Origin of the sequence: Metapseudomonas cellulosilytica (assembly GCF_049334135.1) — a bacterium.
Lineage (GTDB): Bacteria > Pseudomonadota > Gammaproteobacteria > Pseudomonadales > Pseudomonadaceae > Metapseudomonas.
On the sequence record NZ_JBHZGN010000005.1, the window covers coordinates 138,374 to 163,271 of the forward strand.

Below are 24,898 nucleotides of genomic sequence, written 5' to 3' on the forward strand. Positions count from 1 at the left end.
GGGCCTGATCCGCAAGGCGTCGTCGTTTGAAATCGGCGTTTGGCCGGACTGCCGCTCACCCGCGGCAAAGCGGTCATAGTCGCCGGCCATCCCCGCGCGCATGCTCCTCGCATTGTCGAGAGCAGGGGATTGGACACCATGGCTTCCACCGCACAGGGCCGTGCCCTGGCCGCGCTCTATCGCGTGGCCCAGGCCGATTGGCCCGATCGTCTGAAACTACGCAAGGTTTTCGAACGACTCCTCTACAGCGGCGCCCGTGCCGGCTTCGGGTTGGCCGCCCGGCGGGGCCGCAAGGCAACTCGCCAGGCCGCGGCGGACGACCTGTTCGATCTTTCCCTGTCCGACGAGCAGCGGATGCTGGTGGAGATGCTGGAATCCTTCGCCCTGGATACCCTGCGTCCGGCCGCCCGTGAGGCGGATGCCCGTGGCGTGCTGCCCGCAGTACTCCTCAACCAGGTCCACGAACTTGGGCTGGCCCACTATGGGGTTGGTGAATCCCTGGGCGGGCTGGCCGGCGAGCGCACCATAGTGACCAACGCCCTGATGGCCGAGGCCATGGCCAAGGGCGACCTTGGCCTGGCCGCCGCGCTGCTGGTGCCGCTCTCGGCCGCCAACTGCATCCGCCGCTGGGCCTCGCCCGAGCAGCAGGTCGCCTGGCTGCCGGCTTTCGTCGCGGCACAGCCGGCGCCCCGCATGGCGATCGCGGTGAACGAACCGGCCTTGCTCTTCGATCCCCATCGACTGGCCACCCGTGCCCGGCGCCGGGGCGGGCACTACGTGCTGAGCGGCGAGAAATGCCTGGTGCTGGACGGGCTGGACGCCAGCCGACTGATAGTGGCCGCCGAAACCGGCAGGGGGCCGGCGCTGTTCATGGTTGAGGCCGGCAGCAAGGGGCTGGAACGGCGCCATGAGCCGGCCATGGGCCTGAAAGCCTGCGGCACCGCACGGGTTCGCCTGAAGGGGGTGAAAGTGCCGCTGGGCAATCGACTGGCCGCCGCCGATTTCGACTACCAAGCATTCCTCGATCTCAGCCACCTGGCCTGGTGCGCCCTGGCCCTGGGCACGGCCCAAGCTGCGCTGGACTACGTGATCGATTACTGCAACCAGCGCACGGCCTTCGGCGAGCCCATCAGCCACCGCCAGGGCGTGGCCTTCCTGGTCGCGGACATGGCCATCGAACTGGACGCCATGCGCCTGATGGTCTGGCGCGCCAGCGCTCGCGCGGACCGGGGCGAAGCCTTCCGCCGCGAAGCCTACCTGGCACGCCTGTTCTGCGCCGAGAAGGCCATGAAGATCGGGACGGACGCCGTGCAACTGCTCGGCGGCCACGGTTTCACCCAGGAGCACCCGGCTGAGCGCTGGTATCGCGACCTGCGCGCCGTCGCCCTGATGAGCGGCGGCCTGCAACTCTGAGGACGGCAGCATGAATCTGGAAATCCCGAAGAAACTCCGCGGCCTTGGCGACCAGGCCCACCAGGTGGCGGCCCGCTACTTCCGCCCGCTTTCGCGCAAGTACGACAAGGCCGAGCATGCCTATCCTCGCGAACTGGACCTCTTGGCTGCGCTGCTGGATGGCATGAACGCCGGCTCCCCTGACGCCGTCGGCGCCGGCTCTGCCAGCAAGCGCGGTGCAGTGGCGGAGGACGGCGTGTGCAACGGCGGCAACCTGTCCGCCCTGCTGGGCGTGATGGAGCTGTGTTGGGGGGACGTCGGCCTGCTCCTGGCCATGCCGCGCCAGGGCCTGGGCAACGCCGCCATCGCCGCGGTGGCCAACGACGAGCAGCTCAAGCGCTTCAAGGGCACCTGGGCGGCCATGGCCATCACCGAGCCGGGCTGCGGCTCGGACTCGGCGGCCATCCGCACCACGGCGGTGAAGGATGGCGAGCATTACGTGCTCAATGGCGAGAAGATCTTCGTCACCTCCGGCGAGCGCGCCGACGCGGTGGTGGTCTGGGCCACCCTGGACCGCAGCCTGGGGCGTGCCGCCATCAAGTCCTTCGTGGTCGAAAAAGGCGCGCCGGGGATGACGGTGACCCGCCTGGAGAAGAAGCTCGGCATCAAGGCCTCGGATACCGCCTCCATCAGCCTCAACGACTGCCGGGTACCGGCCGCCAACCTGCTGGGCGCCGCCGGGATCGATGTGCAGAAGGGCTTCGCCGGGGTCATGGAAACCTTCGACAACACCCGCCCGCTGGTGGCCGGGATGGCGGTGGGGCTGGCCAAGGCCGCGCTGGACCGCACCCGCGAGCTATTGGGCAAGGCCGGTTGCCGCTTCGACTACCGCATGCCGCTGCTGGCCGTGCGTCATGCCGAAGCCACGCTCTATCGCCTGGAGGCCGAATGGGAGGCCGCGCGCCTGCTCACCCTGAAGGCGGCCTGGATGGCCGACAACCGGCTGCCCAATTCGAAGGAGGCCTCCATCGCCAAGGCCAAGGCCGGGCGGGTGGCCAACGAGGTCACCCTGAAGTGCGTGGAGCTGGCGGGCGCCCTGGGCTACGGCGAGGACGAGCTGCTGGAGAAATGGGCGCGGGACTCGAAGATCCTCGACATCTTCGAAGGCACCCAGCAGATCCAGCTGCTGATCGTGGCGCGGCGGTTGCTGGGTAAGACGTCGAGTGAACTCAGATGAGCCGGCCAGCCTCGTTGCGCTCGGTCGCGTAGGGTGCGCCGTGCGCGCCAGACCGAGGTGTCGGCGGACTCGGCGCCGGGCTCGGGCATCGAATTCGGTGCGCGCGGTACACCCTACGGCGAGCCATCTTCCAGGAGCTTGAGGCCGCGCGTGAATACTCATTCGCGCGGGGGCTCCTTGCGCTCCCGGTGCTTCAGCCGGCCATCCGCTTTCCCATCGGCCGGGCCGTCCCCACCCGCGACAGCCAGTCCCGCCAGCGCACCCGTTCGTCGTGGACCAGCCAGCCGTCCTGTTCGGCGAAGCTTTCCGAAAGCCACAGGCCACGGGTGCTGGCGGTATTGAACTCGCCATTGCGCAGGGTCAGCAGCTCACCGGTGGGCAGGCCCTGGTGCAGCGGCAGCAGGTAGATGTCCGGCCGCCGCCGTTCCAGCTGGGCCACCAGTTCGCGGTCCTGCAGCACCTCATCGACGTGGAAGAGGCTGATCTGGTGGCAGTCCCGTGGCAGCTCCAGGCGCAGGTCGTAGACCAGTTGCAGGGAGGCGGTGGGCAGGTGGACATAGGCCTCGGGCCGCTCCAGCAGGGTCAGCTTGCCATTGCGCACCGGCCGCGCCGCGCCGGACAGCGGGCTCAGGCGAAAGTGACTCGCCTCGCGGTAGCGCAGTTGGCGCTGGTAGGGCGTGGGCAGCCAGGTGTCGGCGAAACGCCCGGCGAGCCAGCCTTCCGACGTTTCGATCAGGCATTCCTCGGCTACTTCCTGGATGGCGGTGAGTAGCGGCAGGTTCAGCTCATGGGCCGGGACGTAGCCGGATATCAGCTTGAGCACGGTGTCGCCGCGATCCTGCCGGCGCTGGCGCACCAGCAGCCAGTAGTCGCGGCCTTGCAGATTCAGCGTCAGGCGTACCGAAACGCCCAGGTTCGCCAATTCCACCGCGAAACGCCGGTTGTCGTTCACCTGCACCGGGCGGCGGCGCTCCAGCATCTGGGAGAAGTTGAGCGGCCGACCGAGGCTCTGGTAATTCAGTGACTCGGAACTGGCTTCGACATGCAACGGAAGGGTCTTGAAAGCGCTGGGGTCCTTGCGGGCGAGGATTCGCGGCATGTCGGCTCCTTCTGCGTAGGGGGCGGCTAGCGATGACCCCCGATCACTGCGGCGGCCGTCGCGACATTATGGGACAGATGCAGCGGATTGATCGTCCCGATTATCGCGCTGGTCACCCCGGGATGACCGAAGATCAGTTCGAAGCTGGCGTGCACCGGGTCCACTCCCGCAGCCAGGCAGACATGGCCGCTGGCCAGGCCTTTCTTGATCAGGATGCCCTTGTTCTGTTGCAGCGCGAAGTCGAGCACCGGCTTCTCGCCCTGCTCGTTGAGGTTGTAGGTGACCATGGCGCAGTCGCCCTGCTCCAGGGCCAGCAGGCCGCCGTCCACCGTCTTGCCGGAAAGGCCGTAGGCGCGGATCTTGCCGGCCCGCTTCAGCTCGGCGAGGGTCTCGTAGACGCCGCTGTTGCGCAGGACGTCCAGGTCATTGCCGTCGGAATGCACCAGGACCAGGTCGATGAAGTCGGTTTCCAGGCGTTTCAGGCTGCGTTCGACGGAGAAGCGTGTGTGTTCGGGGCTGAAGTCGAAACGGGAGAGTCCGTTCTCGAACTCTTCGCCGACCTTGCTGACGATGACCCACTCCTGGCGCTGGCCGCGCAGCAGCGGGCCAAGGCGTTCCTCGCTGCGACCGTAGGCCGGCGCGGTGTCGATCAGGTTGATGCCGAGGTCGCGGGCCAGGGCCAGCAACTGGCGGGCCTCGAAGTCATCGGGAATGGTGAAGCCGCTGGGGTATTTCACGCCCTGGTCGCGGCCCAGCTTGACGGTGCCCAGGCCCAGCGGGGAGACCACCAGACCGGTGTTGCCCAGCGGGCGGTGGAGGCTGTGCAGGTTGTTCATCCCAGCAGCTCCTCCCAGGCGGGCTGCGCCACCGGCGGGCGGGGCAGGGCGGGCAGTGGGGAATGGTGAGCCGGGCGGAGACTGTCGCGCGCGAAGGCGGCCAGCACGCGGTCGGCGAAGTCCGGCGCCAGGGCCAGCTTGGTGGGCCAGCCCACCAGCAGCGCGCCCTGTTCATGGAGGAAGGCGTTGTCCGGGCGCACCAGGCCGCTTTGCGCCGGCTCGGCACGATCCACCCGCAGGGTCGCCCATTGGGCGGCGGAGAGGTCGATCCAGGGCAACAGCTGGCGCAGTTCCTGTTCGGCGGCGGCGATCTGCTCGGCTTCGCTGCGGGCCACGCCGTCGGCTTCGGCCAGGTCGCCGCCCAGATACCAGACCCACTGGCCGTCGGCGGCCGGGTGGCTGGTGACGGTGACGCGGGGCTTGGGGCCGCCGCCCAGGCAGTGTGCGTAGAGGGGTTTCAGGCTGGGCGCCTTGACCATCACCATGTGCAGCGGGCGGCGCTGCATGGCCGGCTGGCTCAACCCCAGGGCTTCGATCAGGCCCTGGTTGCCGGCGCCGGCGCTGAGGACGATGCGCTGGGCGCGCACTTCACGGCCGTCGATGCGCAACCCTTTGAGCTGGCCATCTTCCAGCAGCGGTTCGATCTCGCGGGCGGCCAGCAGGCCATCGCCGGCCAGTTCCGCCAGGCGGTTGATCAGGCTGGGCACATCCAGTACGAGTTCGGCCAGGCGATAGACCTTGCCCTTGAATTTCGGATGTTGCAGCGCGGGGGGCAGGGCGTCGCCCTTCACCTGGTCGACGCGGCCGCGCACTGCCTTGCTGGCGAAGAAGCTGGTGAGGTTGCCGGCCAGGGTGCCGGGGGACCAGAGGTAGTGGGCGTCGGAGAGCAGGCGCACGCCGGAGAGATCCAGTTCGCCGCTGCCGGCCAGGGCTTCACGCCAGCGCCGCGGCATGTCGGCGATGGCTTCGGAGGCGCCGGTCAGGGCGCCGTGCAGGGCGTACTTGGCGCCACCGTGGATGATTCCCTGGGATTTCACGCTCTGCCCGCCGCCCAGGCTGGCGTTTTCCACCAGCAGAGTGGCGAAGCCTTGCTTGCGCAGACGGGCGTTGAGCCAGAGGCCGGCGATGCCGCCGCCCAGGATGAGCACATCGGTGGAAAGGGATTCGGCCATGAGTTGCAGGCGCCTTAAAAAAAACAGGGGCGCAGTATAGCGCCCCTGTCGGTGATGCTGCGGCAGGACCCTGCTTAATGCCCGGTGCTGCTGGAAAACAGCTGGATCACGACGACGCCGGAGACGATCAGCCCCATGCCCAGCACCGCCGGGGTATCCAGCTTCTGCTGGTAAAGCACCAGCGCGGCGACGCTCACCAGCACGATGCCGAGCCCGGCCCAGATGGCGTAGGCGATGCCCACGGGAATGCTGCGCACCACCATGGTCAGCATCCAGAAGGCGATGGCGTAGCCGCCGATCACCAGGATCAGGGGCAGCGGTTTGTTGAAGCCGTCGATGGCCTTCATCGAGGTGGTGGCGATGACTTCGGCGGCAATGGCGATAGCGAGGTAGATGTAGCCGGTCATGGTCGGGCCTCCTGTGCGATGGAGCGGATTCTAAGACTTCAGGTGATGGGATAAAGTCATTACCCATCTGTATTGGAGATAGGTTTGCCACCATGCAATGGAGTCTGGAACAGATCCGCCTGTTCGTCGGCGTGGCCGAGGGCCAGTCCTTTTCCGCCGTGGCACGGCGCCTGCGCCGCGCGCAGTCTGCGGTGAGCAGCGGCATCGCCCTGCTGGAGGAAGACCTCGGCGTGCAGCTGTTCGAGCGTAGCAGCGGACGTCAGCCGCGCCTGACGGAGGCCGGGGTGGCCCTGCTGGAGGAGGCGCGCGAGGTATTGCGCCAGTGCCAGCGCCTGGACGGCCGGGCGTTGGGGCTGGCGCGGGGTGAGGAGGCGCGGTTGCGCCTGGCCCTGGACGAGGCCATGCCGTATCAGCCGGTGCTATCCAGCCTGGAAGCACTGGGCAGTGCCTTCCCGCTGCTGGAAGTGCAACTGGCCAGCAGCGCCCAGGGCGATGTGGCGCGCAAGCTGCTGGAGCGCCGCGCCGACCTCGGCCTGCTGTTTCACCACGAGCAGATGCCCGACGCCCTGGAACGCCAGCGACTGGGCACCATCGAGATGGTCACCGTCTGTGGCGCCAGCCATCCTCTGGCGGCGCAGGACTATGCCGAGCGCCGCGAACTGGCGCGTCACCGGCAGATCCTGATGTCGCCCCAGGACAGCCACTACCCCGGCGGCGAGCAGCTAGGCCCCCAGGTCTGGCGCGCCGACAGCTTCTATGTGATGGCCGAGTTGCTGATGCGCGGTCTCGGCTGGGCCTGGCTGCCGCGCCATGTGGCCCAGTACCCGGGCTACCAGGGACAACTGGTGGAGCTGCGCAGCGACTGGACGCCGCCGTCGCTGGTGGTGGAACTGGTCTGCCGTCGCGACGAGGCCCTGGGCCCCGCCGCGCTCTGGCTGGCCGACCGCCTGGCCGAGCACCTGCAGGCCATGGGCTGAGAGCCCGTTCAAAGGCTGCTGCGCGTCGGACCTGCTGCGTTAAAAACAGGCTCAGAATGCTCATTTACAGTCGTAAACTCCGCTTCTTCGCCTGTTTTTGCCTTGCATGTCTCTAGCTCGCGATCCTTTGAACGGGCTCTGACGTGTTGTCGGGTATCATCCGCGTCAATTTGGTCAAGCGCCGCGCCCATGAACCGTACCCTCTATACCCTGCTGTTCCATCTTGGCCTGCCGCTGGTCGCCTTGCGCCTGGCCTGGCGGGCCTGGCGCGCGCCGGCTTACGCACGGCGCCTCGGCGAACGATTCGCCTTCGGCCTGCCGGCCATCAAGCCGGGCGGTATCTGGGTCCATGCCGTGTCGGTGGGCGAGAGCATCGCCGCCGCGCCCATGGTGCGCGCCCTGCTGGAGCGCCACCCGGACCTGCCGATCACCATCACCTGCATGACGCCCACCGGTTCGGAGCGCATCCGCGCCCTGTTCGGCGACCGGGTGCAGCATTGCTACCTGCCCTATGACCTGCCTTGGGCGGCGGCGCGATTTCTCGATCGGGTGCGGCCGAAGCTGGCCGTGATCATGGAGACCGAACTCTGGCCCAACCATATCCACCAGTGCGCCCGCCGCGGCATTCCGGTGGTGCTGGCCAACGCGCGCCTGTCCGAGCGTTCGGCCCGTGGTTATGCACGATTCCACAAGCTCACCGCGCCCATGCTGGCGGAGTTGAGCTGGATCGCGGTGCAGACCGAGGCCGAAGCCGAGCGTTTCCGCACCCTGGGGGCGCGACCTGAGTGCGTCGGGGTGACCGGCTCGATCAAATTCGACCTGCGTATCGATCCGGCCCTGCCGCAGCGCGCCGCCGAACTGCGCGAGCAGTGGCGTGCCAGCGAGCGACCGCTGTGGATCGCCGCCAGCACCCATGCCGGGGAGGACGAGGTCATCCTCGACGCCCACAAGAGCCTGCTGGCGCAGCGGCCCGATGCCCTGCTGATCCTGGTGCCGCGCCACCCGGAGCGCTTCGGTCCGGTGTTCGAGCTCTGTCGCCGCGAAGGTCTGGCCACCGTGCGCCGCTCTACCGGCGGGCCGGTAACGGCGGCGGACTCCGTGCTGCTGGGCGATACCATGGGCGAGCTGCTGTTCCTCTATGCCCTGGCGGACATTGCCTTTGTCGGCGGCAGCCTGGTGCCCAATGGCGGTCACAACCTGCTGGAACCGGCGGCCCTGGGCAAGCCGGTGCTCTCGGGGCCGCACCTGTTCAACTTCCTCGAGATCGCCTCGCAGTTGCGGGGCGCCGGGGCGCTGGCCGAGGTGGCCGACGCCGGGAAACTGGCTGCGCAGGTGGGCGGGCTCTGGGCCGAACCGAAGCGCGCGACGGCCATGCGCGAGGCCGGGCTGGGGGTGCTCAAGGCCAACCAGGGGGCGCTGGAGCGACTGCTGGGCGGGATTGCGCGGTTGCTGCGCTGAGACTTGGCAAGCCTTGTTGTAGGGGCGATTTCAATCGCCAAGCAGACCGAAGGTCTGCCCTTCGGTCTCCCATGGGGCGGCTGCGCCACCCTTGGCGAATGAATTCGCCCCTACAGGAATGCTGCCTTCGCCAGGGCTAGAACGTCGGCGGAGTTATCACCCAGAGGATCAGCGCATCCTTATCGCCCGGATTGCCATAGCGGTGCGGTTCCTGGCTGGAGAAGCTGAAACTGTCGCCTTCCTGCAGGCGGAAGTGGCGCTCGCCGACCCAGAGCTCGAATTCGCCGCTGAGCACATAGCCCGCTTCTTCGCCCTCGTGGCTGTAGCTCTCTTCGCTGTAGGTCCCGGGTGGAAAGCGCGAGTGGAGCATTTCCAGCTGGCGCAGCGGCTGCGGGCTGAGCAATTCGTCGGTGATGCCGTTCTCGTAGTGCAGGCTGGTGCGGGCGCTGCGTCGCACCACGTAGCCACGGTCGGCCTCGCTGGTGGGGGCCTCCTTGGCGAAGAACCACTGGATGGTCACCCCCAGGCTGCGGGCGATGTTGAACAGCGCCGGGATCGAGGGATAAGCCAGGTTGCGTTCCAGCTGGCTGATGTAGCCGGCGGTGAGCCGGCTCTGCTCGGCCAGCTCGCTGAGGGTCATGCCCTGGCGTTTGCGCAGCGCGCGGATGCGCGTGCCGAGGAACTGGCTCTCGGCGTTGGCGTTCGGCGATGGCAGGCTGGGGCTCATGGTTCCCTCCATGGGAAGCGGAATCGCGGCATTGTATTGCAGCCGCGATCCGCTGGGGCCTTCAGATATTCCAGCCGGCCTTCAGTCCTTCGTAGATGGCTTCTTCCACCGTGCGCGGCGCCAGGCAGTCGCCGATCCGGCGGAATTCCACCAGGCCTTCCAGTTCGGCGCCCAGCTCATCCACGGGCTGGTGGCCCTGGCAGAGCACCAGGGTGTCCACCTCCTCGAACAGCATCGGCTCGCCACAGGCAGCGTGCATCATGTACACCGTGCTGTCGTCGCAGCCGTACAGCCGGGCATAGGGGGTGATCGGGATGCCCAGCTTGTGCAGCTCGCCGGCCAGCTGGTCGCGAACGTAGAGCGGCAGGCTCTCGCCGCAGTGGGGGCCGTTCACCGCCAGGCGCACCTGGTGGCCGTTGCGCGCCAGGCGCTCGGCGATGCCCGGGGCGATCCAGTCGCCGCGCCAGTCGGTCACCAGTACCGAACGACCGAGCTGAACTTCCTCACGCAGCACCTGCCAGGCATCCACCACCTGCAGCTCGCCGCCGCGCTCGAAGGGCGGCCAGTAAGGTTTGGCGCCCGTGGCAAGAATCACCAGGTCGGGGCGCTCCTGTTCCACCAGCGCGCGGTCGACCTGGACATTGCGCCGCACCTGCACGCCCGCCAGCTCCATTTCCCGCTGCAGGTTGGTGGAAGCGCCGCCGAACTCCGCGCGCCGGGGCAAAAGCTGGGCCAACAGCACCTGGCCACCGAGCTGGCTGCCGGCCTCGAACAGGGTTACCTCGTGGCCGCGCTGGGCCGCCACCGCAGCGGCCTTCATCCCTGCCGGACCGCCACCTACCACCATCACCCGCTTGCGCCGGGCCGCCGGATTGGGTTGGCCGTAGGTCAGTTCGCGGCCGGTTTCAGGGTGCTGGATGCAGGAGATGGGGTAGCCACGGTGGAAGTGGCCGATGCAGGCCTGATTGCAGGCGATGCAGGCGCGTACGTCATCGCTGCGGCCGGCGCTGGCTTTGTTCGGCATCTGCGGGTCGCAGATCAGTGCGCGGGTCATGCCGCAGACGTCGGCCTGGCCGCGGGCGATGATGCTTTCGGCTTCCTGGGGCTGGTTGATCCGCCCGGTGACGAAGAGCGGGACGTCCAGGCGCGATTTGAAGCTGCCCGCCGTGGGCGCCAGGTAGGCGGCCTCGATGGCCATGGGCGGGACGATGTGGATCGCGCCGCCGAGGGACGCGGAGGTGCCGGCCACCAGGTGCACGTAGTCCAGCTCATTTTGCAGGGACAGGACGGCGGCCAGCGATTCGTCCTCGGTCAGGCCCTCGGGATCGCGCTCGTCGGCGGAAATGCGCAGGCCGACGATGAAGTCCTCGGAGCAGTTGGCGCGCACCGCCTGGATCACTTCGCGGAGGAAGCGCAGGCGCGCCTGCAGATCGCCGTTGTAGCCGTCGGAACGCTGGTTCACCCGGGGGTTGAGGAACTGCGCCGGCAGGTAGCCATGGCTGGCGACAATTTCCACGCCATCCAGCCCAGCCTCGCAGAGGCGGCGGGCGGCGGCGGCATAGCCGGCGACTATCTCGTCGATCATCGCCTGGTCCAGGGCCCGGGGCATGACGCGGAAACGCTCGTTGGGGGAGGCCGAGGCGGACCAGGCCACTGCCAGCAGGCCGTCGCTGGACTCCATGATCTCCCGGCCCGGATGGAAGATCTGCGACAGCACCACGGTGCCCTCGGCATGGCAGGCCTCGGCGAGGCGGCGGTAACCCTCGATGCAGGTGTCGTCGGTGGCCATCAGCACATGGGAGGTGTAGCGCGCACTGTCATGGACCCCCGCCACCTGCAGCACGATCAGGCCGACACCACCCCGGGCGCGGGCGCGGTGGTAGGCGATGAGCTGCTCGTTGACCAGGTTGTCGGCGGGCATGGACGTGTCGTGGCCGCTGGACATGATGCGGTTCTTCAGTCGCTTGCCACGGATTTCCAGGGGCTCGAAGAGGTGCGGGAAGGCCAGCGCTGGCTGGTGTGCGGTGGACATGGGGGCTCCTGTGGACCTGGTGGTCCCGCTTGTTCTTGTTGTGCCATGAAAATTTACCGTTAGTAAAAAATCAACTTGTTTTTTTACTTTGCCCTGACTAGTTTCGAGTCAGCCCCAAGCCGGGCACGCTTCATGACAACAACAAGAGGAGAAGCACCATGCGGCATTCGTTCGTCCCTTGCCTGAACATCGAGAACCTCCCTTCCATCGCCTCCTGGCTGGCCGGACTGGCTCTGGCCTCCACCCTGGGAGCCGCCCAGGCGGCGGACAGCATGGTGGTAGTGGGCTATGGCGGGGCAGGGCAGAAAGCCCTGAGCGACGCTTTCTTCAAACCCTTTGCCCAGGCCAGCGGCAGCCCGCTGACCGAGGGCGAGTACAACGGCGAAATGGCGCGGATCAAGGTGATGGCCGATACCGGCAGCGTCGACTGGGACCTGGTGGAGATCGAGGCGCCGGACCTGGTACGCGGTTGCGAGGAGGGCATGTTCGAGCGGCTCGACTGGCAGCGTATCGGTGGCGCCGACCAGTTGATCGCCGATGCGGCCCAGGAGTGCGGTTCGGCCACCATGGTCTGGAGCGTGGCGCTGGCCTATGACGCCGGCAAGCTGGCCGAGGCGCCGAAATCCTGGGCGGATTTCTGGGACGTCAAGCGCTTCCCCGGCAAGCGTGGCCTGCGCAAGCGCGCGGTGTACAACCTGGAGTTCGCGCTGCTGGCCGACGGCGTCAAGCGCGAGGATGTCTACAAGGTATTGGCCACCCCGGCCGGAGTGGAGCGTGCCTTCGCCAAGCTGGACCAGCTCAAGCCCCATATCCAGTGGTGGGAGGCGGGCGCCCAGCCGGTGCAGTGGCTGGCCGCCGGCGATGTGACCATGACCTCGGTCTACAGCGGCCGCATCGCCGCGGCCCACCAGGAGGGGCACAACTTCGCCGTGGTCTGGCCGGACAGCCTCTACGGCATGGACTACTGGGCCATCATCAAGGGCTCGAAGCATGTCGATCGCGCCCATCAGTTGATCGCCTTCATCAACAAGGCGGAGAACCAGGCCGACTACGTCAAGCGCATTCCCTACGGGCCGGTCAACCAGAAGACCTTCGATCGTCTCGACCCGGCCCTGACCGGCTGGCTGCCCAGCGCGCCGCAGAATATCGCCCAGGCCTTGTCCATGGATGTGGAGTTCTGGACCGATCACGGCGAGGACCTGGAGCAGCGCTTCAACGCCTGGGCGGCGAAGTAGGAGCGAATTTATTCGCGATTGAGGTGTGGCACCGAGGATGTAGCTGTGCGAATGCGTTACAAGGGTGGATCACGCTTCATCGATCCACCATCGGAGTCATGCCGAGCGCCGCTGGTGGATAGGAAAAGCGCTATCCACCCTACGAAAACAAGAAGCCCGGCGAATGCCGGGCTTCTTCGTTTGCAGCGAACCTCAGTACTCCGAATTTCCCTTCAGGCTTTCTTCCGCCGCCTTCGCCAGGTCTGGCGGGAGGAAGTCCTTGTCCGGGTCGTAGTCGGGCTTGAGGAAACCGGCCAGGGCTTCCAGGTCGCCCGGGCTCAGGGTGCCGGCAGCCTGCTTCAGGCGCAGGTTGTCGAGGATGTAGTCGTAGCGGGCGTTGTTGTAGTCGCGCACCGAGCTGTACAGCTGACGCTGGGCATCGAGCACGTCGACGATGTTGCGGGTGCCCACCTGGTAGCCGATTTCGGTGGCTTCCAGGGCGCTCTGGTTGGAGATGATCGACTGCTTGCGCGCCTTCACCTGCTCGACGTCGGTGTTCACCGCGCGGTGGAAGTTGCGGGTGTTCTGCACCACGGTGCGGCGCAGGCTTTCACGCTGCTGTTCGGTCTGGTTCAGGCGCTGGTAGGACTCGCGCACCTGGGAGCTGGTCAGGCCGCCGCTGTAGATCGGGATGTTCAGCTGCAGGCCGATGCTGCGCTGTTCCACGTCGCCACTGAACGGTGCCTGGCCGGTAGTGGAGCCGGTGTTGCTGAAGCCGAGGCTGTCGTTGTCACCCTTCTGGTAGCTGGCCACCGCGTCCAGGGTCGGCGCATGGCCGGCCTTGCGCTGGCGCAGAGTTTCCTCGGCAGCGTCGACGGCGTAGTTGGCCGCCTGCAGATTGAGGTTCTGCTGGGCAGCGGTGTCGACCCAGGCCTTGGCGTCATTGGGCGCGGGTACGACCACCGGGAGGGTGTGGAGGATGCCTTCGATCGAGGCGTACTCGCGGTTGGTCAGGGTCACCAGGGCCTGGAAGGCATCCTGCACGTTGCGCTCGGCGATCATCCGGTTGGCGCGGGCGGTGTCGTAGCCGGCCTGGGCTTCGAGCACGTCGGTCTTGTCCGAAAGGCCGACGTCGAAGCGTTCGTTGGCCTGGTCCAGTTGACGCTTGAACGCCGCTTCCTCGGCCTTGGTCGAGGCCAGGTTGTCCTGGGCGCGCAGCACGGAGAAATAGGTTTCGGCGGTCTGCAGGATCAGGTTCTGCTGGGTCGCGGAGTAGTCCAGACCGGCCTGCTCGGTGCTCGACTCGGCGGCCTTCAGCTGGAACCAGCGGTCGGCGCGGAAGATCGGCTGGCTCAGGGTCGCCTGGTAGGCGATGCCGCTGCGCGAGAAGGTGTTGGAGGGCTCGTCCAGCTTGGTGCGGGTGTTGTCCGCCGTGGCGCCGCCATTGATCTGCGGCAGCAGACCAGAGCGTGCCTGGGGCACCGCTTCGCGCAGCGCTTCATAGTTGGCGAGGGCGGCAGCGAGGTCGGCGTTGTTGTCGACGGCGTCCTTGTAGACGGTCACGAGGTCCGTCTTGGCTGACAGGGGGGCATCTTCGGCCCAGGCGGTTCCGGCAAAGGCGGAAGCCACGGCGATGGCCAGCGAGAGTCTGCGCAGCATGATCAATCCTGGATTCTGGGGTGTCGGGCAAGGCTACGGGGCCGCTGGGGGGCGGGTCAAGACGCCCCCACGGCGGCCTCAGTGTAGTTTGCGACAAGCTATGTTGCCTGCCTGCAACAATCGATTCCCGCCGGCAGTGGATCGTCATTTCCCGACGAGGCGGTCACCTTATTCTGACCACCGGGTTGGTTTTCTTCCCCAAGCTTGATTAGACTGCGCGAGTTCTTGTCGGGGTGCCTCGAATTGGAGGCTGAGATCGGAGAGTTCCGGATCCCGTTGAACCTGATCAGGTTAAGGCCTGCGTAGGGAACAAGATGTGCCTCCCAAGCCGAAGTCCGGGAGGTTCCTCTCGGCACCAGTCCAGGTGCGCTCTGCCTTCAGGTTCGCTCCGACATCTTCCCCAGGAGCCAGCCGATGACCGCAAAACAACAAAAGAACCTGAGCGAAAGCGCCCAGGTCGACCAGCAATCCATCCAGCCTTTCCCCCGTTCGCAGAAAGTCTATGTGCAGGGCTCCCGCCCGGACATCCGCGTGCCCATGCGCGAGATCAGCCTGGACGTGACCCCCACCGCCTTTGGTGGCGAAATCAACGCCCCGGTCACCGTCTATGACACCTCCGGCCCCTACACCGACCCGAACGTCAGCATCGACGTACGCCAGGGCCTGGCCGATGTGCGCTCGTCCTGGATCGAGGACCGCGGCGACACCGAGCGCCTGCCCGGCCTGACCTCCGAGTTCGGCCAGCGCCGCCTGGCGGACGCCGAACTGTCGGCCATGCGCTTCGCCCATGTGCGCAATCCGCGCCGCGCCAAGGCGGGCCAGAACGTCACGCAGATGCACTACGCCAAGAAGGGCATCATCACCCCCGAGATGGAATACGTCGCCATCCGCGAGAACATGAAGCTGGCCGAGGCCCGCGCCGCCGGCCTGCTGAACGAGCAGCACCCGGGGCAGAGCTTCGGTGCCGCCATCCCGAAAGAGATCACCCCCGAGTTCGTGCGCGAGGAGATCGCCCGCGGCCGGGCCATCATCCCCGCCAACATCAACCACGTGGAACTGGAGCCGATGATCATCGGCCGCAACTTCCTGGTGAAGATCAACGGCAACATCGGCAACTCGGCCCTGGGCTCCTCCATCGAGGAAGAAGTGGCCAAGCTGACCTGGGGCATCCGCTGGGGCTCGGACACCGTGATGGACCTGTCCACCGGCAAGCACATCCATGAAACCCGCGAGTGGATCATCCGCAACTCGCCGGTCCCGATCGGCACCGTGCCGGTGTACCAGGCCCTGGAGAAGGTCGGCGGCATCGCCGAAGACCTGACCTGGGAGCTGTTCCGCGACACCCTGATCGAACAGGCCGAGCAGGGCGTGGACTACTTCACCATCCACGCCGGCGTGCTGCTGCGCTACGTACCGCTGACCGCCAAGCGCGTTACCGGCATCGTCTCCCGCGGCGGCTCGATCATGGCCAAGTGGTGCCTGGCGCATCACAAGGAGAATTTCCTCTACACCCACTTCGAGGAAATCTGCGAAATCATGAAGGCCTACGACGTCAGCTTCTCGCTGGGCGACGGCCTGCGTCCGGGTTCCATCGCCGATGCCAACGACGCCGCGCAGTTCGGTGAGCTGGAAACCCTCGGCGAGCTGACCAAGATCGCCTGGAAGCACGACGTGCAGACCATGATCGAGGGCCCGGGTCACGTTCCGATGCACCTGATCAAGGAAAACATGGACAAGCAGCTGGAGTGCTGCGACGAGGCGCCGTTCTATACCCTCGGCCCGCTGACCACCGACATCGCCCCCGGATACGACCACATCACCTCCGGCATCGGCGCCGCGATGATCGGCTGGTTCGGTTGCGCCATGCTTTGCTACGTGACGCCCAAGGAGCACCTGGGCCTGCCGAACAAGGATGACGTGAAGACCGGCATCATCACCTACAAGATCGCCGCCCACGCCGCCGACCTCGCCAAGGGCCATCCGGGCGCGCAGATCCGCGACAACGCCTTGTCCAAGGCGCGCTTCGAGTTCCGTTGGGAGGACCAGTTCAACCTCGGCCTGGACCCGGACACCGCCCGTGCCTTCCACGACGAGACCCTGCCGAAGGATTCGGCCAAGGTGGCGCATTTCTGCTCCATGTGCGGACCGAAGTTCTGCTCCATGAAGATCACCCAGGAAGTCCGCGACTACGCCAAGGAAAATGGTCTGACCGACGAGCAGAAGGCCATCGAGGCCGGCTTCGCCGAGCAGTCGGGGCGCTTCAAGGACGAGGGTTCGGTGATCTACAAGCAGGTGTGAACGTCTGTAGCAAGACCGTGAACAGGCACTGACCTGTCACACCCACGCTGGAAGCCGGGCCTTGTGCCCGGCTTTCCGGTTTGTGGATAACCTGATAACAACAGTCCACAAGGACATCTGCCATCGTGAACACCCCGCCCAACTATTCGCCGTCCCTCCCGGTCGCCTTCGACCAGCGCGTTCTCGGCACGCGCGACCTGTTTTCCCTCTGGTTCTCCCTCGGCCTGGGCCTGATGGTGCTGCAGACCGGTGCGCTGCTGGCGCCGGGCCTGGGCACCAGCGACGCGCTGCTGGCGATCCTGCTTGGCACCGGCGTCGGCGTGCTGCTGCTGGGCGCCACAGCCATGATCGGCAGCGACACGGGCCTTGCCGCCATGGCCTCGCTCAAGCTCAGCCTGGGCTCGGCCGGCGCGGGCCTGCCGGCCTTCCTCAACCTGCTGCAACTGGTGGGCTGGGGCGCCTTCGAGATCATCGTCATGCGCGACGCCGCCAGCCTGTTGGTGGCGCGCGGTCTGGGCGAAGGCAGCCCGTTGACCTCGCCCACCCTCTGGACCCTGGTATTCGGCGCGCTGGCCACCCTGCTGGCGGTGGCCGGACCGCTTGCCTTCGTGCGCCGCATCCTGCGCCGCTGGGGCATCTGGCTGCTGCTGGGCGCCTGCATCTGGCTGACCTGGGACCTGCTGCACCGCGCCGATTTCGGGGCGCTGATGGCGCGTGCCGGCGACGGTTCCATGTCCTTCGCCCTGGGCTTCGATATCGCCATCGCCATGCCGCTGTCCTGGCTGCCGCTGATCGCCGACTACTCGCGTTTCGGCCGCCGTGGCGGCGGCGTGTTCGCAGGCTCCGCCCTGGGCTTCTTCATCGGCTGCCTGTGGCTGATGGGCCTCGGCGTGGCCTACACCCTGGCCTTCGCCGAGGGCACTGACGCCAACGCCCTGCTGCTGGCGCTGGCGGGCGCCGGCATGGGCATCCCGCTGCTGCTGATCCTGCTGGACGAGTCGGAAAAGGCGTTCGCCGATATCCACTCGGCGGCGGTATCCAGCGGCATCCTGCTGCCGCTGAAGGTGGAGCAGCTGGCACTGGTCATCGGCGTGCTCTGCACCCTGATCGCCTGGTTCGCGCCGCTGGCCGAGTACCAGAACTTCCTGCTGCTGATCGGTTCGGTGTTCGCGCCGCTGTTCGGCGTGGTCCTAGTGGATCACTTCATCCTGCGTCGCCGCCGTGCCGAGCTGGCGCCCCGCGTGGCATTGCGCTGGGACACCCTGCTGGCCTGGGCCTGCGGCGTCGCGGTCTACCACGTTCTGGCCAACCGCTGGCCGGAGCTGGGCGCGACCCTGCCGGCGCTGCTGGCTGCCGGCGGCCTGCAGTTCCTGCTGGGGTTCAGCCGCGCCCGGGGAAATACTGCGGCTTCAATATTCCGTTGAGCTGCGGGTAGGGGATGCGAATCTCCGGGTGGCCGCTGGAATAGGGCGCGATGCTGTAGACGTCGTACTTGAGCAGCATGGCGCCGTAGCCCAGGCCGATATTGGCGGTGCGCTCGAACGGCCAGGTCTTGATGAAGTCAGGGTCCTGGTCGAGCTTGTTGGCCGCCAGCCAGCGCTGGTGGGCCTGTTCGGCCACCTTCCAGAAGGCCTCTTCCTGGCCTGGCAGCAGCATGTCGCCGAGGCTCAGGGTCTTTTCCAGCTTGCGGTCGTAGTTGATGAAACCGCGCCCCGGCATGCCGTGGGCGCCGCCGGTGAAGAGGTAGCTGGACAGTTCGATCAGCAGCAGCTTGTCGTGCTGCTCCAACACCTTGGCCTGCAGGTAGCTGCTCCAGCCCGGCTCGGCGCCGGCGAGGAAATCCTTCTCGTAGGACTCGAGCGATGCCGGCAGCGGCGTGCCAGGGGTGTCCTGGGTCATCTGCAGCAGGCGCTGGGTGATCAGGGTATTGAGTTGCGGCTCATCGGCGAAGCTGATGGTGTCGATGTTCACCAGCGGGCAGCTTTCGCCTTGGCAGCCGGGTTTGAGATGCTCCCAGGCGTGGCGCTGGGGTTCCAGCTTGTCGCTGCCGCCGGGCAGCATCTGGCAGGCGCTGAGCAGGGTGCCGAGACTGGCGGCGGCGAGGACTCTGGCGAGGGACGTCGGCTTCATCTTCAGGGGGAATTTCCGGAAAAGTGCAGGCTTCGACTGCCGCCGGGGCCATGAGTTCGGGCGCGGCGCAGTGCTGTTCAGCCGCGCATCTTCCCAGTCCTCGGTCCATCTGCAAAGAGGCTGCACGGCCTGTGGCCAAGGGGTAGGATGCGCGGATCGAAGCCTTCCGCAGCCAGTGAGACCCTCCCATGACCGAATCCTTCAAGCCGGGCCCCGACGCCGTCGAAATGGTCGAACGCGAGACCTGCTTCCAGGGTTTCTACCGCCTGGACCGCCTGAGCCTGCGCCATCGCCAGTTCTCCGGTGCCATGGGGCCGGTCATCCATCGGGAACTCTTCGTCCGTCATGATGCTGTCTGCGTGCTGCCCTATGATCCGCAGCGGGATGCGGTGGTACTGATCGAGCAATTCCGTGTCGGTGCCCTCGGCAAGAGCGAGAACCCCTGGCTGCTGGAGCTGGTGGCCGGGTTGATCGACAAGGACGAAGAGCCGGAGGATGTCGCCCGTCGGGAAGCCATCGAAGAGGCCGATCTGCAGTTGACTTCGCTATGGCCGATCACCACCTACTATCCTTCACCAGGGGGCTCCAACGAGCGTGTTCACCTGTACCTCGGACGCTGCGACAGCAGTGGCGCGGGCGGTGTCCACGGGCTGGCGGAGGAGGGCGAGGATATCCGCGTGCACGTATTGGCGCTGGAAGATGCCCTGAACCTGATGCGTGAAGGGCGCCTGGATAACGCCGCAAGCATGCTGGCCCTGCAGTGGCTGGCACTGAACCGTACCGAAGTCAGGGGGTTGTGGACGTGAATCTGTTGCGCGATCGCTACCGGGTCGACCTCATCGGGCTGCAAGCAGCCTGCGAGGCGAACTACGCGCGCCTGATGAGCCTGCTCCCGCAGATGCGCGAGGTGCGCGGTTCCCGGCGTGTCGCGCTGAGCCAGGGTGAGCGCCTGCTCGGCGTGCTGGCCCTGGAAGTGGTCGAGGCCTGCCCCTACACCACCACCCTGCAGGTGCGCCAGGAGTACAGCCTGCCCTGGCTGCCGTCGCCGCAGCTGGAAGTGCGGGTCTACCATGACGCGCGCATGGCAGAAGTGGTCGGTGCCGAGAATGCACGGCGCCTGCGCAGCGTGTATCCCTATCCCAACGCCGATATGCACCAGCCCGACGAGAAGAGCCAGCTCAACCTCTTCCTCGGCGAATGGCTGAGCCATTGCCTGGCCTGCGGTCACGAACTCGAGCCCGTCGTCCTCTAGTCGCCTGCTGGCAATCGGCTTCCACCAACTGTGAACCATTCCCGTTTCGCGGGTTTACCCTTTGCGCGTGCAGCAACCATAATCTGGACATCCCGCCCAAGGAGAAGGCCTTGCCCAGACCACTCCCCCAAGCCGCTGACGAATCGGTGCTGCTGGTGCAGCTTTCCGACAGCCACCTGTTCGCCGAGGCGGATGGCAAGTTGCTGGGTATGGACACCCGCGACAGCCTGAGACAGGTGATCGAACAAGTGCTGCAGGAGCAGCCGCGCATCGACCTGGTGCTGGCCACCGGAGACTTGTCCCAGGACGGATCGGCTGATTCCTATAGGCGTTTCCGCGAACTGGTTGGACGTATTCCGGCACCGGCCCGCTGGTTCCCCGGCAACCACGACGAAGTGCCGGTGATGCGCGAGGTCTGCGCCGGCACCTCCGCCCTTGAGCCCATAGTCGACTTCCCCCGCTGGCGCCTGGTGCTGCTGGATTCCACCATCGCCGGCGCCGTTCCCGGGCATTTCCCCGCCGAGCAGCTGCAACTGCTGGAGGAGGCTCTGGAGGGAGCCGGGGATCGCCATGTGCTGGTCAGCTTCCACCATCATCCGGTGCCCATCGGCTGCGCCTGGATGGACCCGATCGGTGTGCGCAACAGTGCTGCTCTGTTCGCCGTGCTGGACCGCTATCCGAACGTGCGCGTGTTGCTCTGGGGCCATGTCCACCAGGAGTTCGACGAGGTCCGCAAGGGCGTGCGCCTGCTGGCTTCCCCCTCCACCTGCGTGCAGTTCACCCCCGGTAGCGAGGACTTCTGCGTCAGTTGCGAGGCGCCGGGTTATCGCTGGATGCGCCTCGGCCAGGACGGCAGCGTGGAAACCGGGGTATCGCGGGTCACCGGGATCGCCTTCGAGGTGGATTACAGCGTCAAGGGTTATTGACCTTCGCGCCTTGGCACGGCAAGAAGTACAACTTTCCCTCGACCTGCCAGGAAGCCGCGTGTCCAGTCCAGAGCCCAGCATCCTCTATATCCACGGTTTCAACAGCTCGCCGGCCTCCCACAAGGCGCGCCAGCTCAGTGCCCTGATGCAGGGCCTGGGGCTGGCCGGGCGTCTGCGGGTGCCGGCACTGCACCATCACCCGCGCCAGGCCATGGTCCAACTGGAGGCGGCCATCGCCGAGCTCGGCCGCCCGGTGCTGGTCGGCAGCTCCCTGGGCGGCTACTATGCGACCCACCTGGCCGAGCGCCACGGCCTGAAGGCCGTGCTGATCAACCCCGCGGTGGCCCCGCACCGGTTGTTCGAAGGGCGGCTCGGTCCGCAGAAGAACTACTACAGCGACGAAACCTGGGAGCTGACGACGGAGCATGTGATGGCGCTGGCCGAACTGGAAGTGCCGCCACCGCAGGACCCTGCCCGTTATCAGGTCTGGCTGCAGACAGCCGACGAAACCCTCGACTACCGCCAGGCGGAGCGCTACTACCGCGCCTGCGCGCTGCGCATCGAGGCCGGCGGCGACCATGGTTTCCAGAACTTCCCTGCCCATCTGCCCGCCTTGCTGGCCTTCGCCGGCTTTCCCGCGCAGCTGTGGCGTGACATCGACTTTTCCGACCTCTGACTGAAAGGGAATCCATGGCTACTTACAATGCGGATGCCATCGAAGTCCTCTCCGGCCTCGACCCGGTGCGCAAGCGCCCGGGCATGTATACCGACACCACCCGGCCCAACCACCTGGCCCAGGAAGTCATCGACAACAGTGTGGACGAGGCCCTGGCCGGCCACGCCAAGAGCGTGCAGGTGATCCTCCACGAGGATAATTCCCTGCAGGTGATCGACGACGGCCGCGGCATGCCGGTGGATATCCACCCCGAAGAAGGGGTGCCCGGCGTCGAACTGATCCTCACCAAGCTGCATGCCGGCGGCAAGTTCTCCAACAAGAACTACCAGTTCTCCGGCGGTCTCCATGGCGTCGGCATCTCGGTGGTGAACGCCCTGTCCACCCGCGTCGAAGTGCGGGTCAAGCGCGAGGGCAGCGAATACATGATGACCTTCGCCGACGGCTTCAAGGCCAGCGACCTGGATGTCGTCGGCACGGTCGGCAAGCGCAATACCGGCACCAGCGTGCACTTCTGGCCGGACGCCAAGTATTTCGACTCCCACAAGTTTTCCGTCAGCCGCCTCAAGCATGTGCTCAAGGCCAAGGCCGTGCTGTGTCCGGGGCTGCTGGTCAGCTTCGAGGACCGGGCCGCCGGCGAGAAGGTCGAGTGGCACTACGAAGACGGCCTGCGTTCCTACCTGGTGGATGCAGTCAGCGAATTCGAACGCCTGCCGAGCGAGCCGTTCTGCGGCAGTCTGGCCGGCAACAAGGAGGCCGTGGACTGGGCGCTGCTCTGGTTGCCCGAGGGTGGCGACAGCGTCCAGGAAAGCTACGTCAACCTGATCCCCACTGCCCAGGGCGGCACCCACGTCAATGGCCTGCGCCAGGGCCTGCTGGATGCCATGCGTGAGTTCTGCGAGTTCCGCAACCTGCTGCCGCGCGGGGTCAAGCTGGCCCCCGAGGACGTCTGGGAGCGCATCGCCTTCGTCCTCTCGATGAAGCTGCAGGAGCCGCAATTTTCCGGCCAGACCAAGGAGCGCCTGTCTTCCCGCGAGGCGGCGGCCTTCGTCTCCGGTGTGGTCAAGGACGCCTTCAGCCTCTGGCTCAACGCCCACCCGGAACTTGGCATGCAACTGGCCGAACTGGCCATCAGCAATGCCGGCCGTCGGCTGAAAGCCAGCAAGAAAGTCGAGCGCAAGCGCGTGACCCAGGGGCCGGCGCTACCCGGCAAACTGGCCGATTGCGCTGGCCAGGACCCCATGCGCTCCGAGCTCTTCCTGGTTGAGGGTGACTCCGCCGGCGGTTCGGCCAAGCAGGCGCGGGACAAGGAATTCCAGGCGATCATGCCGCTGCGCGGCAAGATCCTGAACACCTGGGAAGTGGACGGCGGCGAAGTGCTGGCTTCCCAGGAAGTGCATGACATCGCCGTCGCTATCGGCGTCGATCCCGGCGCCCATGATCTGACCCAGCTGCGCTACGGCAAGATCTGCATCCTTGCCGACGCCGACTCCGACGGCCTGCACATCGCCACCCTGCTGTGCGCGCTGTTCGTCCGCCACTTCCGCCCGCTGGTGGAAGCGGGGCACGTCTACGTCGCCATGCCGCCGCTGTTCCGCATCGACCTGGGCAAGGAGATCTACTACGCCCTGGATGAAGCCGAGCGTGACGGCATCCTCGACCGCCTGGTGGCCGAGAAGAAGCGCGGCAAACCCCAGGTCACCCGCTTCAAGGGCCTGGGTGAAATGAACCCGCCCCAGCTGCGCGAGACCACCATGGACCCGAACACCCGGCGTCTGGTCCAGCTGACCCTGGAAGACGCCGAAGGCACGGTGGAGGTCATGGACATGCTGCTGGCGAAGAAGCGCGCCGGCGATCGCAAATCCTGGCTGGAGTCCAAGGGCAACCTGGCCGAGGTCATGGTGTGAGGGGAGCGCTGATCCTCCTCTCCCTGCTGTTCGCCGCCTCGCTCCAGGCCGCTGACGATCCCGAGCAGCTGCGTCTGGCCGCCGAATACCCGGTGGACGGCATGCCCGTGGGCAACCTGTCCGGGCTGGCCCGCTGCGGTGACGACCTGTTGGCGGTGTCCGACCGGGTGGACAACCAGCTGTACCGGCTCAAGCCCATAGGCGGTGTGCTGCAGGCCCAGACCGAATCCTTCCTGGCCCCACCGGCGCCACCGAGCAACCTGCCCTGGGGTGTGCGTACGCGTGCCTTGGTCATCAGTCTGCTGCGGGGCAACGAGCTGGACTTCGAAGGCATCAGCTGCGATACCGCCGGCAACCGCTACCTGGTCAGCGAAACCCATGCTGCGGTGCTGCAGGTGCCGCTGGCCGGTGAACCCAACTGGCTGCTGCTGCCGGGCAGCCTGGTGCGCCAGGCCCGCGCCAGCGGCATGCTGCTGCACTTCAATGCGTTGCTGGAGGGCATCGCCATCGATCCCAAGGGCGAGCGGCTCTGGCTCGCCGCCGAGCGCGAACGCCGCGGCCTGATGGTGCTGCACAAGCAGCAATCCACCTGGCGCTGCAGCGGCAGCTGCGTGATCTTCAGCGAAGGCGGCAATCAGCGGCCGCCCGCCCCCGTCGGCAGCGAGCAACTGATGCCGCGGGACTTCTCCGATGTCGCCTTCCATGAAGAGAAGCTCTTCACCCTGGAGCGCCTGGCCCACCAGATCTGCCGGCGCAAGCCGAGCAACGGTGAGGTGGAGCGCTGCTGGTCCTTCGCCGAGGAGGCCCTGGCCGACACCCGTCGCTATGGCGTGCCCTTCGGTGTGGCCGAGGCCCTGTCCATCGACGCCGAAGGTGCCTGGATCGGCCTCGACAACGGCGGCAAGGCCCGTGGCGACGGCGAGCGCCGGCCCATCGTCTGGCGCTTTTCCGCACCCAAGGGCGGCTGGGGCGCGAAATGACCACACAGACGCCGGGCAAACGTGCGGGAAGGGTCATGCTGGTGCTCGCCTGGGGTATCGGCCTGCTCCTGGCCACGCATTACTTCGGCGTCTGGGAAGATCGCCAGCACAATCCCAATCGCGCGCCCGAATCGGTGCATGGCGACGGCTTCGTCGAAGTGCGCCTGGCCAGCAGCCGCCAGGGGCATTACCTGCTCGATGGCCGTATCGATGGCCAGGGCGTGACCTTCCTGCTCGATACCGGCGCCACCCAGGTGGCCGTTCCTGCGCGATTGGCCGAACGCCTCGGCCTCGCGCCCGGAGCCCCGGTCACCCTGAGTACCGCCAACGGCCGCGTCACCGGCCACCGCACCCAGCTGCAGGATCTGCGCCTGGGTGACATCCGCCTGACCCAGGTGCCGGCCATCATAGTGCCGGGCATGGACGGCGATGAGGTGCTGCTCGGCATGAGCGCCCTCAAGCAACTCGAATTCACCCAGCGCGACGGCACCCTGGTGCTGCGCCAAGTCACTTCTCCGTGAG

The 24,898-nt window shown here is 66.7% G+C and carries 22 protein-coding genes and 1 riboswitch; of the genes, 14 read left to right on the forward strand and 8 right to left on the reverse strand.

Translation table 11 applies throughout. The features are described from left to right. The first annotated feature begins 138 nt into the window (after nucleotides 1–138). Complete coding sequence (locus tag ACFW0H_RS08255) at nucleotides 139–1,413, forward strand: acyl-CoA dehydrogenase family protein (protein ID WP_422913414.1); 1,275 nt, start codon at nucleotides 139–141, stop codon at nucleotides 1,411–1,413. Between the two features lie 10 nt (nucleotides 1,414–1,423). Next, complete coding sequence (locus ACFW0H_RS08260; RefSeq protein ID WP_422913415.1) at nucleotides 1,424–2,629, forward strand: acyl-CoA dehydrogenase family protein; 1,206 nt, start codon at nucleotides 1,424–1,426, stop codon at nucleotides 2,627–2,629. Between the two features lie 193 nt (nucleotides 2,630–2,822). Here the strand turns inward: ACFW0H_RS08260 and ACFW0H_RS08265 are convergent, their stop codons facing one another. From ACFW0H_RS08265 to ACFW0H_RS08280, 4 genes are all read right to left on the reverse strand, one after another. Further along, nucleotides 2,823–3,728 (reverse strand): metal ABC transporter ATPase, encoded by a 906-nt coding sequence (locus ACFW0H_RS08265; RefSeq protein ID WP_422913416.1) that lies wholly within the window; start codon nucleotides 3,726–3,728, stop codon nucleotides 2,823–2,825. Nucleotides 3,729–3,754: 26 nt separating this feature from the next. Next, entirely contained in the window at nucleotides 3,755–4,564 is an 810-nt protein-coding gene (locus tag ACFW0H_RS08270) for an aldo/keto reductase (protein ID WP_422913417.1), read from the reverse strand. After that, nucleotides 4,561–5,736, reverse strand: coding sequence for an NAD(P)/FAD-dependent oxidoreductase (locus ACFW0H_RS08275; protein WP_422913418.1), 1,176 nt, complete (start codon nucleotides 5,734–5,736; stop codon nucleotides 4,561–4,563). Before ACFW0H_RS08275 ends, ACFW0H_RS08270 begins: the two co-directional genes overlap by 4 nt. Before the next feature lie 74 nt (nucleotides 5,737–5,810). Next, entirely contained in the window at nucleotides 5,811–6,143 is a 333-nt protein-coding gene (locus ACFW0H_RS08280) for a DMT family transporter (protein WP_422913419.1), read from the reverse strand. 92 nt (nucleotides 6,144–6,235) lie between these two features. Between ACFW0H_RS08280 and ACFW0H_RS08285 the strand changes: the two genes are divergently transcribed. After that, entirely contained in the window at nucleotides 6,236–7,120 is an 885-nt protein-coding gene (locus tag ACFW0H_RS08285; protein WP_422913420.1) for a LysR family transcriptional regulator, read from the forward strand. 189 nt (nucleotides 7,121–7,309) lie between these two features. After that, nucleotides 7,310–8,578, forward strand: a complete 1,269-nt coding sequence (gene waaA / locus ACFW0H_RS08290; protein WP_422913421.1) for a lipid IV(A) 3-deoxy-D-manno-octulosonic acid transferase — start codon at nucleotides 7,310–7,312, stop codon at nucleotides 8,576–8,578. A gap of 136 nt (nucleotides 8,579–8,714) precedes the next feature. Here the strand turns inward: waaA and ACFW0H_RS08295 are convergent, their stop codons facing one another. Continuing rightward, the gene (locus ACFW0H_RS08295; protein ID WP_422913422.1) at nucleotides 8,715–9,305 is read right to left on the reverse strand and encodes a cupin domain-containing protein; all 591 of its coding nucleotides are present in this window, start codon (nucleotides 9,303–9,305) and stop codon (nucleotides 8,715–8,717) included. 61 nt (nucleotides 9,306–9,366) lie between these two features. Beyond that, a complete protein-coding gene (locus ACFW0H_RS08300; protein WP_422913578.1) occupies nucleotides 9,367–11,313 on the reverse strand; it encodes an oxidoreductase in 1,947 nt (648 codons plus the stop codon). A gap of 182 nt (nucleotides 11,314–11,495) precedes the next feature. Here ACFW0H_RS08300 and ACFW0H_RS08305 point away from each other — a divergent pair, with 182 nt between their 5' ends. Next, nucleotides 11,496–12,572 (forward strand): polyamine ABC transporter substrate-binding protein, encoded by a 1,077-nt coding sequence (locus ACFW0H_RS08305; RefSeq protein WP_422913423.1) that lies wholly within the window; start codon nucleotides 11,496–11,498, stop codon nucleotides 12,570–12,572. Nucleotides 12,573–12,764: 192 nt separating this feature from the next. On the opposite strand, the gene ACFW0H_RS08310 is transcribed toward ACFW0H_RS08305, so the two are convergent. Further along, the gene (locus ACFW0H_RS08310; protein WP_422913424.1) at nucleotides 12,765–14,210 is read right to left on the reverse strand and encodes a TolC family outer membrane protein; all 1,446 of its coding nucleotides are present in this window, start codon (nucleotides 14,208–14,210) and stop codon (nucleotides 12,765–12,767) included. A gap of 219 nt (nucleotides 14,211–14,429) precedes the next feature. Beyond that, a riboswitch (TPP riboswitch) is annotated at nucleotides 14,430–14,536 on the forward strand. A gap of 88 nt (nucleotides 14,537–14,624) precedes the next feature. Here ACFW0H_RS08310 and thiC point away from each other — a divergent pair. Both thiC and cytX read left to right on the forward strand, forming a co-directional pair. Continuing rightward, entirely contained in the window at nucleotides 14,625–16,508 is a 1,884-nt protein-coding gene (thiC, locus tag ACFW0H_RS08315) for a phosphomethylpyrimidine synthase ThiC (RefSeq protein WP_422913425.1), read from the forward strand. A 125-nt stretch (nucleotides 16,509–16,633) separates the two neighbouring features. Further along, a complete protein-coding gene (gene cytX, locus ACFW0H_RS08320) occupies nucleotides 16,634–17,932 on the forward strand; it encodes a putative hydroxymethylpyrimidine transporter CytX (protein ID WP_422913426.1) in 1,299 nt (432 codons plus the stop codon). Here the strand turns inward: cytX and ACFW0H_RS08325 are convergent. Next, a complete protein-coding gene (locus ACFW0H_RS08325; RefSeq protein ID WP_422913427.1) occupies nucleotides 17,889–18,638 on the reverse strand; it encodes a DUF3298 and DUF4163 domain-containing protein in 750 nt (249 codons plus the stop codon). The two genes, cytX and ACFW0H_RS08325, sit on opposite strands and share 44 nt — an antisense overlap. 188 nt (nucleotides 18,639–18,826) lie before the next feature. Between ACFW0H_RS08325 and ACFW0H_RS08330 the strand changes: the two genes are divergently transcribed. The 7 genes from ACFW0H_RS08330 (at nucleotide 18,827) to ACFW0H_RS08360 (ending at nucleotide 24,897) form a co-directional block, all read left to right on the forward strand. Then, nucleotides 18,827–19,444, forward strand: a complete 618-nt coding sequence (locus tag ACFW0H_RS08330) for an NUDIX domain-containing protein (protein WP_422913428.1) — start codon at nucleotides 18,827–18,829, stop codon at nucleotides 19,442–19,444. Then, nucleotides 19,435–19,890 carry a DUF1249 domain-containing protein gene (locus ACFW0H_RS08335; RefSeq protein WP_422913429.1) on the forward strand — a complete coding sequence of 152 codons (456 nt, stop codon included), beginning with the start codon at nucleotides 19,435–19,437 and terminating at the stop codon, nucleotides 19,888–19,890. Before ACFW0H_RS08330 ends, ACFW0H_RS08335 begins: the two co-directional genes overlap by 10 nt. A 110-nt stretch (nucleotides 19,891–20,000) precedes the next feature. Then, nucleotides 20,001–20,816, forward strand: coding sequence for a 3',5'-cyclic-AMP phosphodiesterase (gene cpdA, locus ACFW0H_RS08340; RefSeq protein ID WP_422913430.1), 816 nt, complete (start codon nucleotides 20,001–20,003; stop codon nucleotides 20,814–20,816). Between the two features lie 10 nt (nucleotides 20,817–20,826). Then, a complete protein-coding gene (locus ACFW0H_RS08345; protein WP_422913431.1) occupies nucleotides 20,827–21,492 on the forward strand; it encodes a YqiA/YcfP family alpha/beta fold hydrolase in 666 nt (221 codons plus the stop codon). A gap of 14 nt (nucleotides 21,493–21,506) precedes the next feature. Then, nucleotides 21,507–23,396 carry a DNA topoisomerase IV subunit B gene (gene parE / locus ACFW0H_RS08350; protein ID WP_422913432.1) on the forward strand — a complete coding sequence of 630 codons (1,890 nt, stop codon included), beginning with the start codon at nucleotides 21,507–21,509 and terminating at the stop codon, nucleotides 23,394–23,396. Continuing rightward, a complete protein-coding gene (locus ACFW0H_RS08355; protein WP_422913433.1) occupies nucleotides 23,393–24,376 on the forward strand; it encodes an esterase-like activity of phytase family protein in 984 nt (327 codons plus the stop codon). Before parE ends, ACFW0H_RS08355 begins: the two co-directional genes overlap by 4 nt. After that, the gene (locus ACFW0H_RS08360; protein ID WP_422913434.1) at nucleotides 24,373–24,897 is read left to right on the forward strand and encodes a retropepsin-like aspartic protease family protein; all 525 of its coding nucleotides are present in this window, start codon (nucleotides 24,373–24,375) and stop codon (nucleotides 24,895–24,897) included. The genes ACFW0H_RS08355 and ACFW0H_RS08360 overlap by 4 nt, the downstream gene beginning before the upstream one ends. The last annotated feature ends 1 nt before the right edge of the window (nucleotide 24,898 follow it).

What these genes read in the sequence shown, in the direction of transcription:
- ACFW0H_RS08255 (WP_422913414.1), top strand. Translation starts at nt 139, where the DNA reads ATGGCTTCCACCGCACAGGGCCGTGCCCTGGCCGCGCTCTATCGCGTG.
- ACFW0H_RS08260 (WP_422913415.1), top strand. Translation starts at nt 1,424, where the DNA reads ATGAATCTGGAAATCCCGAAGAAACTCCGCGGCCTTGGCGACCAGGCC.
- ACFW0H_RS08265 (WP_422913416.1), bottom strand. Translation starts at nt 3,728, where the DNA reads ATGCCGCGAATCCTCGCCCGCAAGGACCCCAGCGCTTTCAAGACCCTT.
- ACFW0H_RS08270 (WP_422913417.1), bottom strand. Translation starts at nt 4,564, where the DNA reads ATGAACAACCTGCACAGCCTCCACCGCCCGCTGGGCAACACCGGTCTG.
- ACFW0H_RS08275 (WP_422913418.1), bottom strand. Translation starts at nt 5,736, where the DNA reads ATGGCCGAATCCCTTTCCACCGATGTGCTCATCCTGGGCGGCGGCATC.
- ACFW0H_RS08280 (WP_422913419.1), bottom strand. Translation starts at nt 6,143, where the DNA reads ATGACCGGCTACATCTACCTCGCTATCGCCATTGCCGCCGAAGTCATC.
- ACFW0H_RS08285 (WP_422913420.1), top strand. Translation starts at nt 6,236, where the DNA reads ATGCAATGGAGTCTGGAACAGATCCGCCTGTTCGTCGGCGTGGCCGAG.
- waaA (WP_422913421.1), top strand. Translation starts at nt 7,310, where the DNA reads ATGAACCGTACCCTCTATACCCTGCTGTTCCATCTTGGCCTGCCGCTG.
- ACFW0H_RS08295 (WP_422913422.1), bottom strand. Translation starts at nt 9,305, where the DNA reads ATGAGCCCCAGCCTGCCATCGCCGAACGCCAACGCCGAGAGCCAGTTC.
- ACFW0H_RS08305 (WP_422913423.1), top strand. Translation starts at nt 11,496, where the DNA reads ATGCGGCATTCGTTCGTCCCTTGCCTGAACATCGAGAACCTCCCTTCC.
- ACFW0H_RS08310 (WP_422913424.1), bottom strand. Translation starts at nt 14,210, where the DNA reads ATGCTGCGCAGACTCTCGCTGGCCATCGCCGTGGCTTCCGCCTTTGCC.
- thiC (WP_422913425.1), top strand. Translation starts at nt 14,625, where the DNA reads ATGACCGCAAAACAACAAAAGAACCTGAGCGAAAGCGCCCAGGTCGAC.
- ACFW0H_RS08325 (WP_422913427.1), bottom strand. Translation starts at nt 18,638, where the DNA reads ATGAAGCCGACGTCCCTCGCCAGAGTCCTCGCCGCCGCCAGTCTCGGC.
- ACFW0H_RS08330 (WP_422913428.1), top strand. Translation starts at nt 18,827, where the DNA reads ATGACCGAATCCTTCAAGCCGGGCCCCGACGCCGTCGAAATGGTCGAA.
- parE (WP_422913432.1), top strand. Translation starts at nt 21,507, where the DNA reads ATGGCTACTTACAATGCGGATGCCATCGAAGTCCTCTCCGGCCTCGAC.
- ACFW0H_RS08360 (WP_422913434.1), top strand. Translation starts at nt 24,373, where the DNA reads ATGACCACACAGACGCCGGGCAAACGTGCGGGAAGGGTCATGCTGGTG.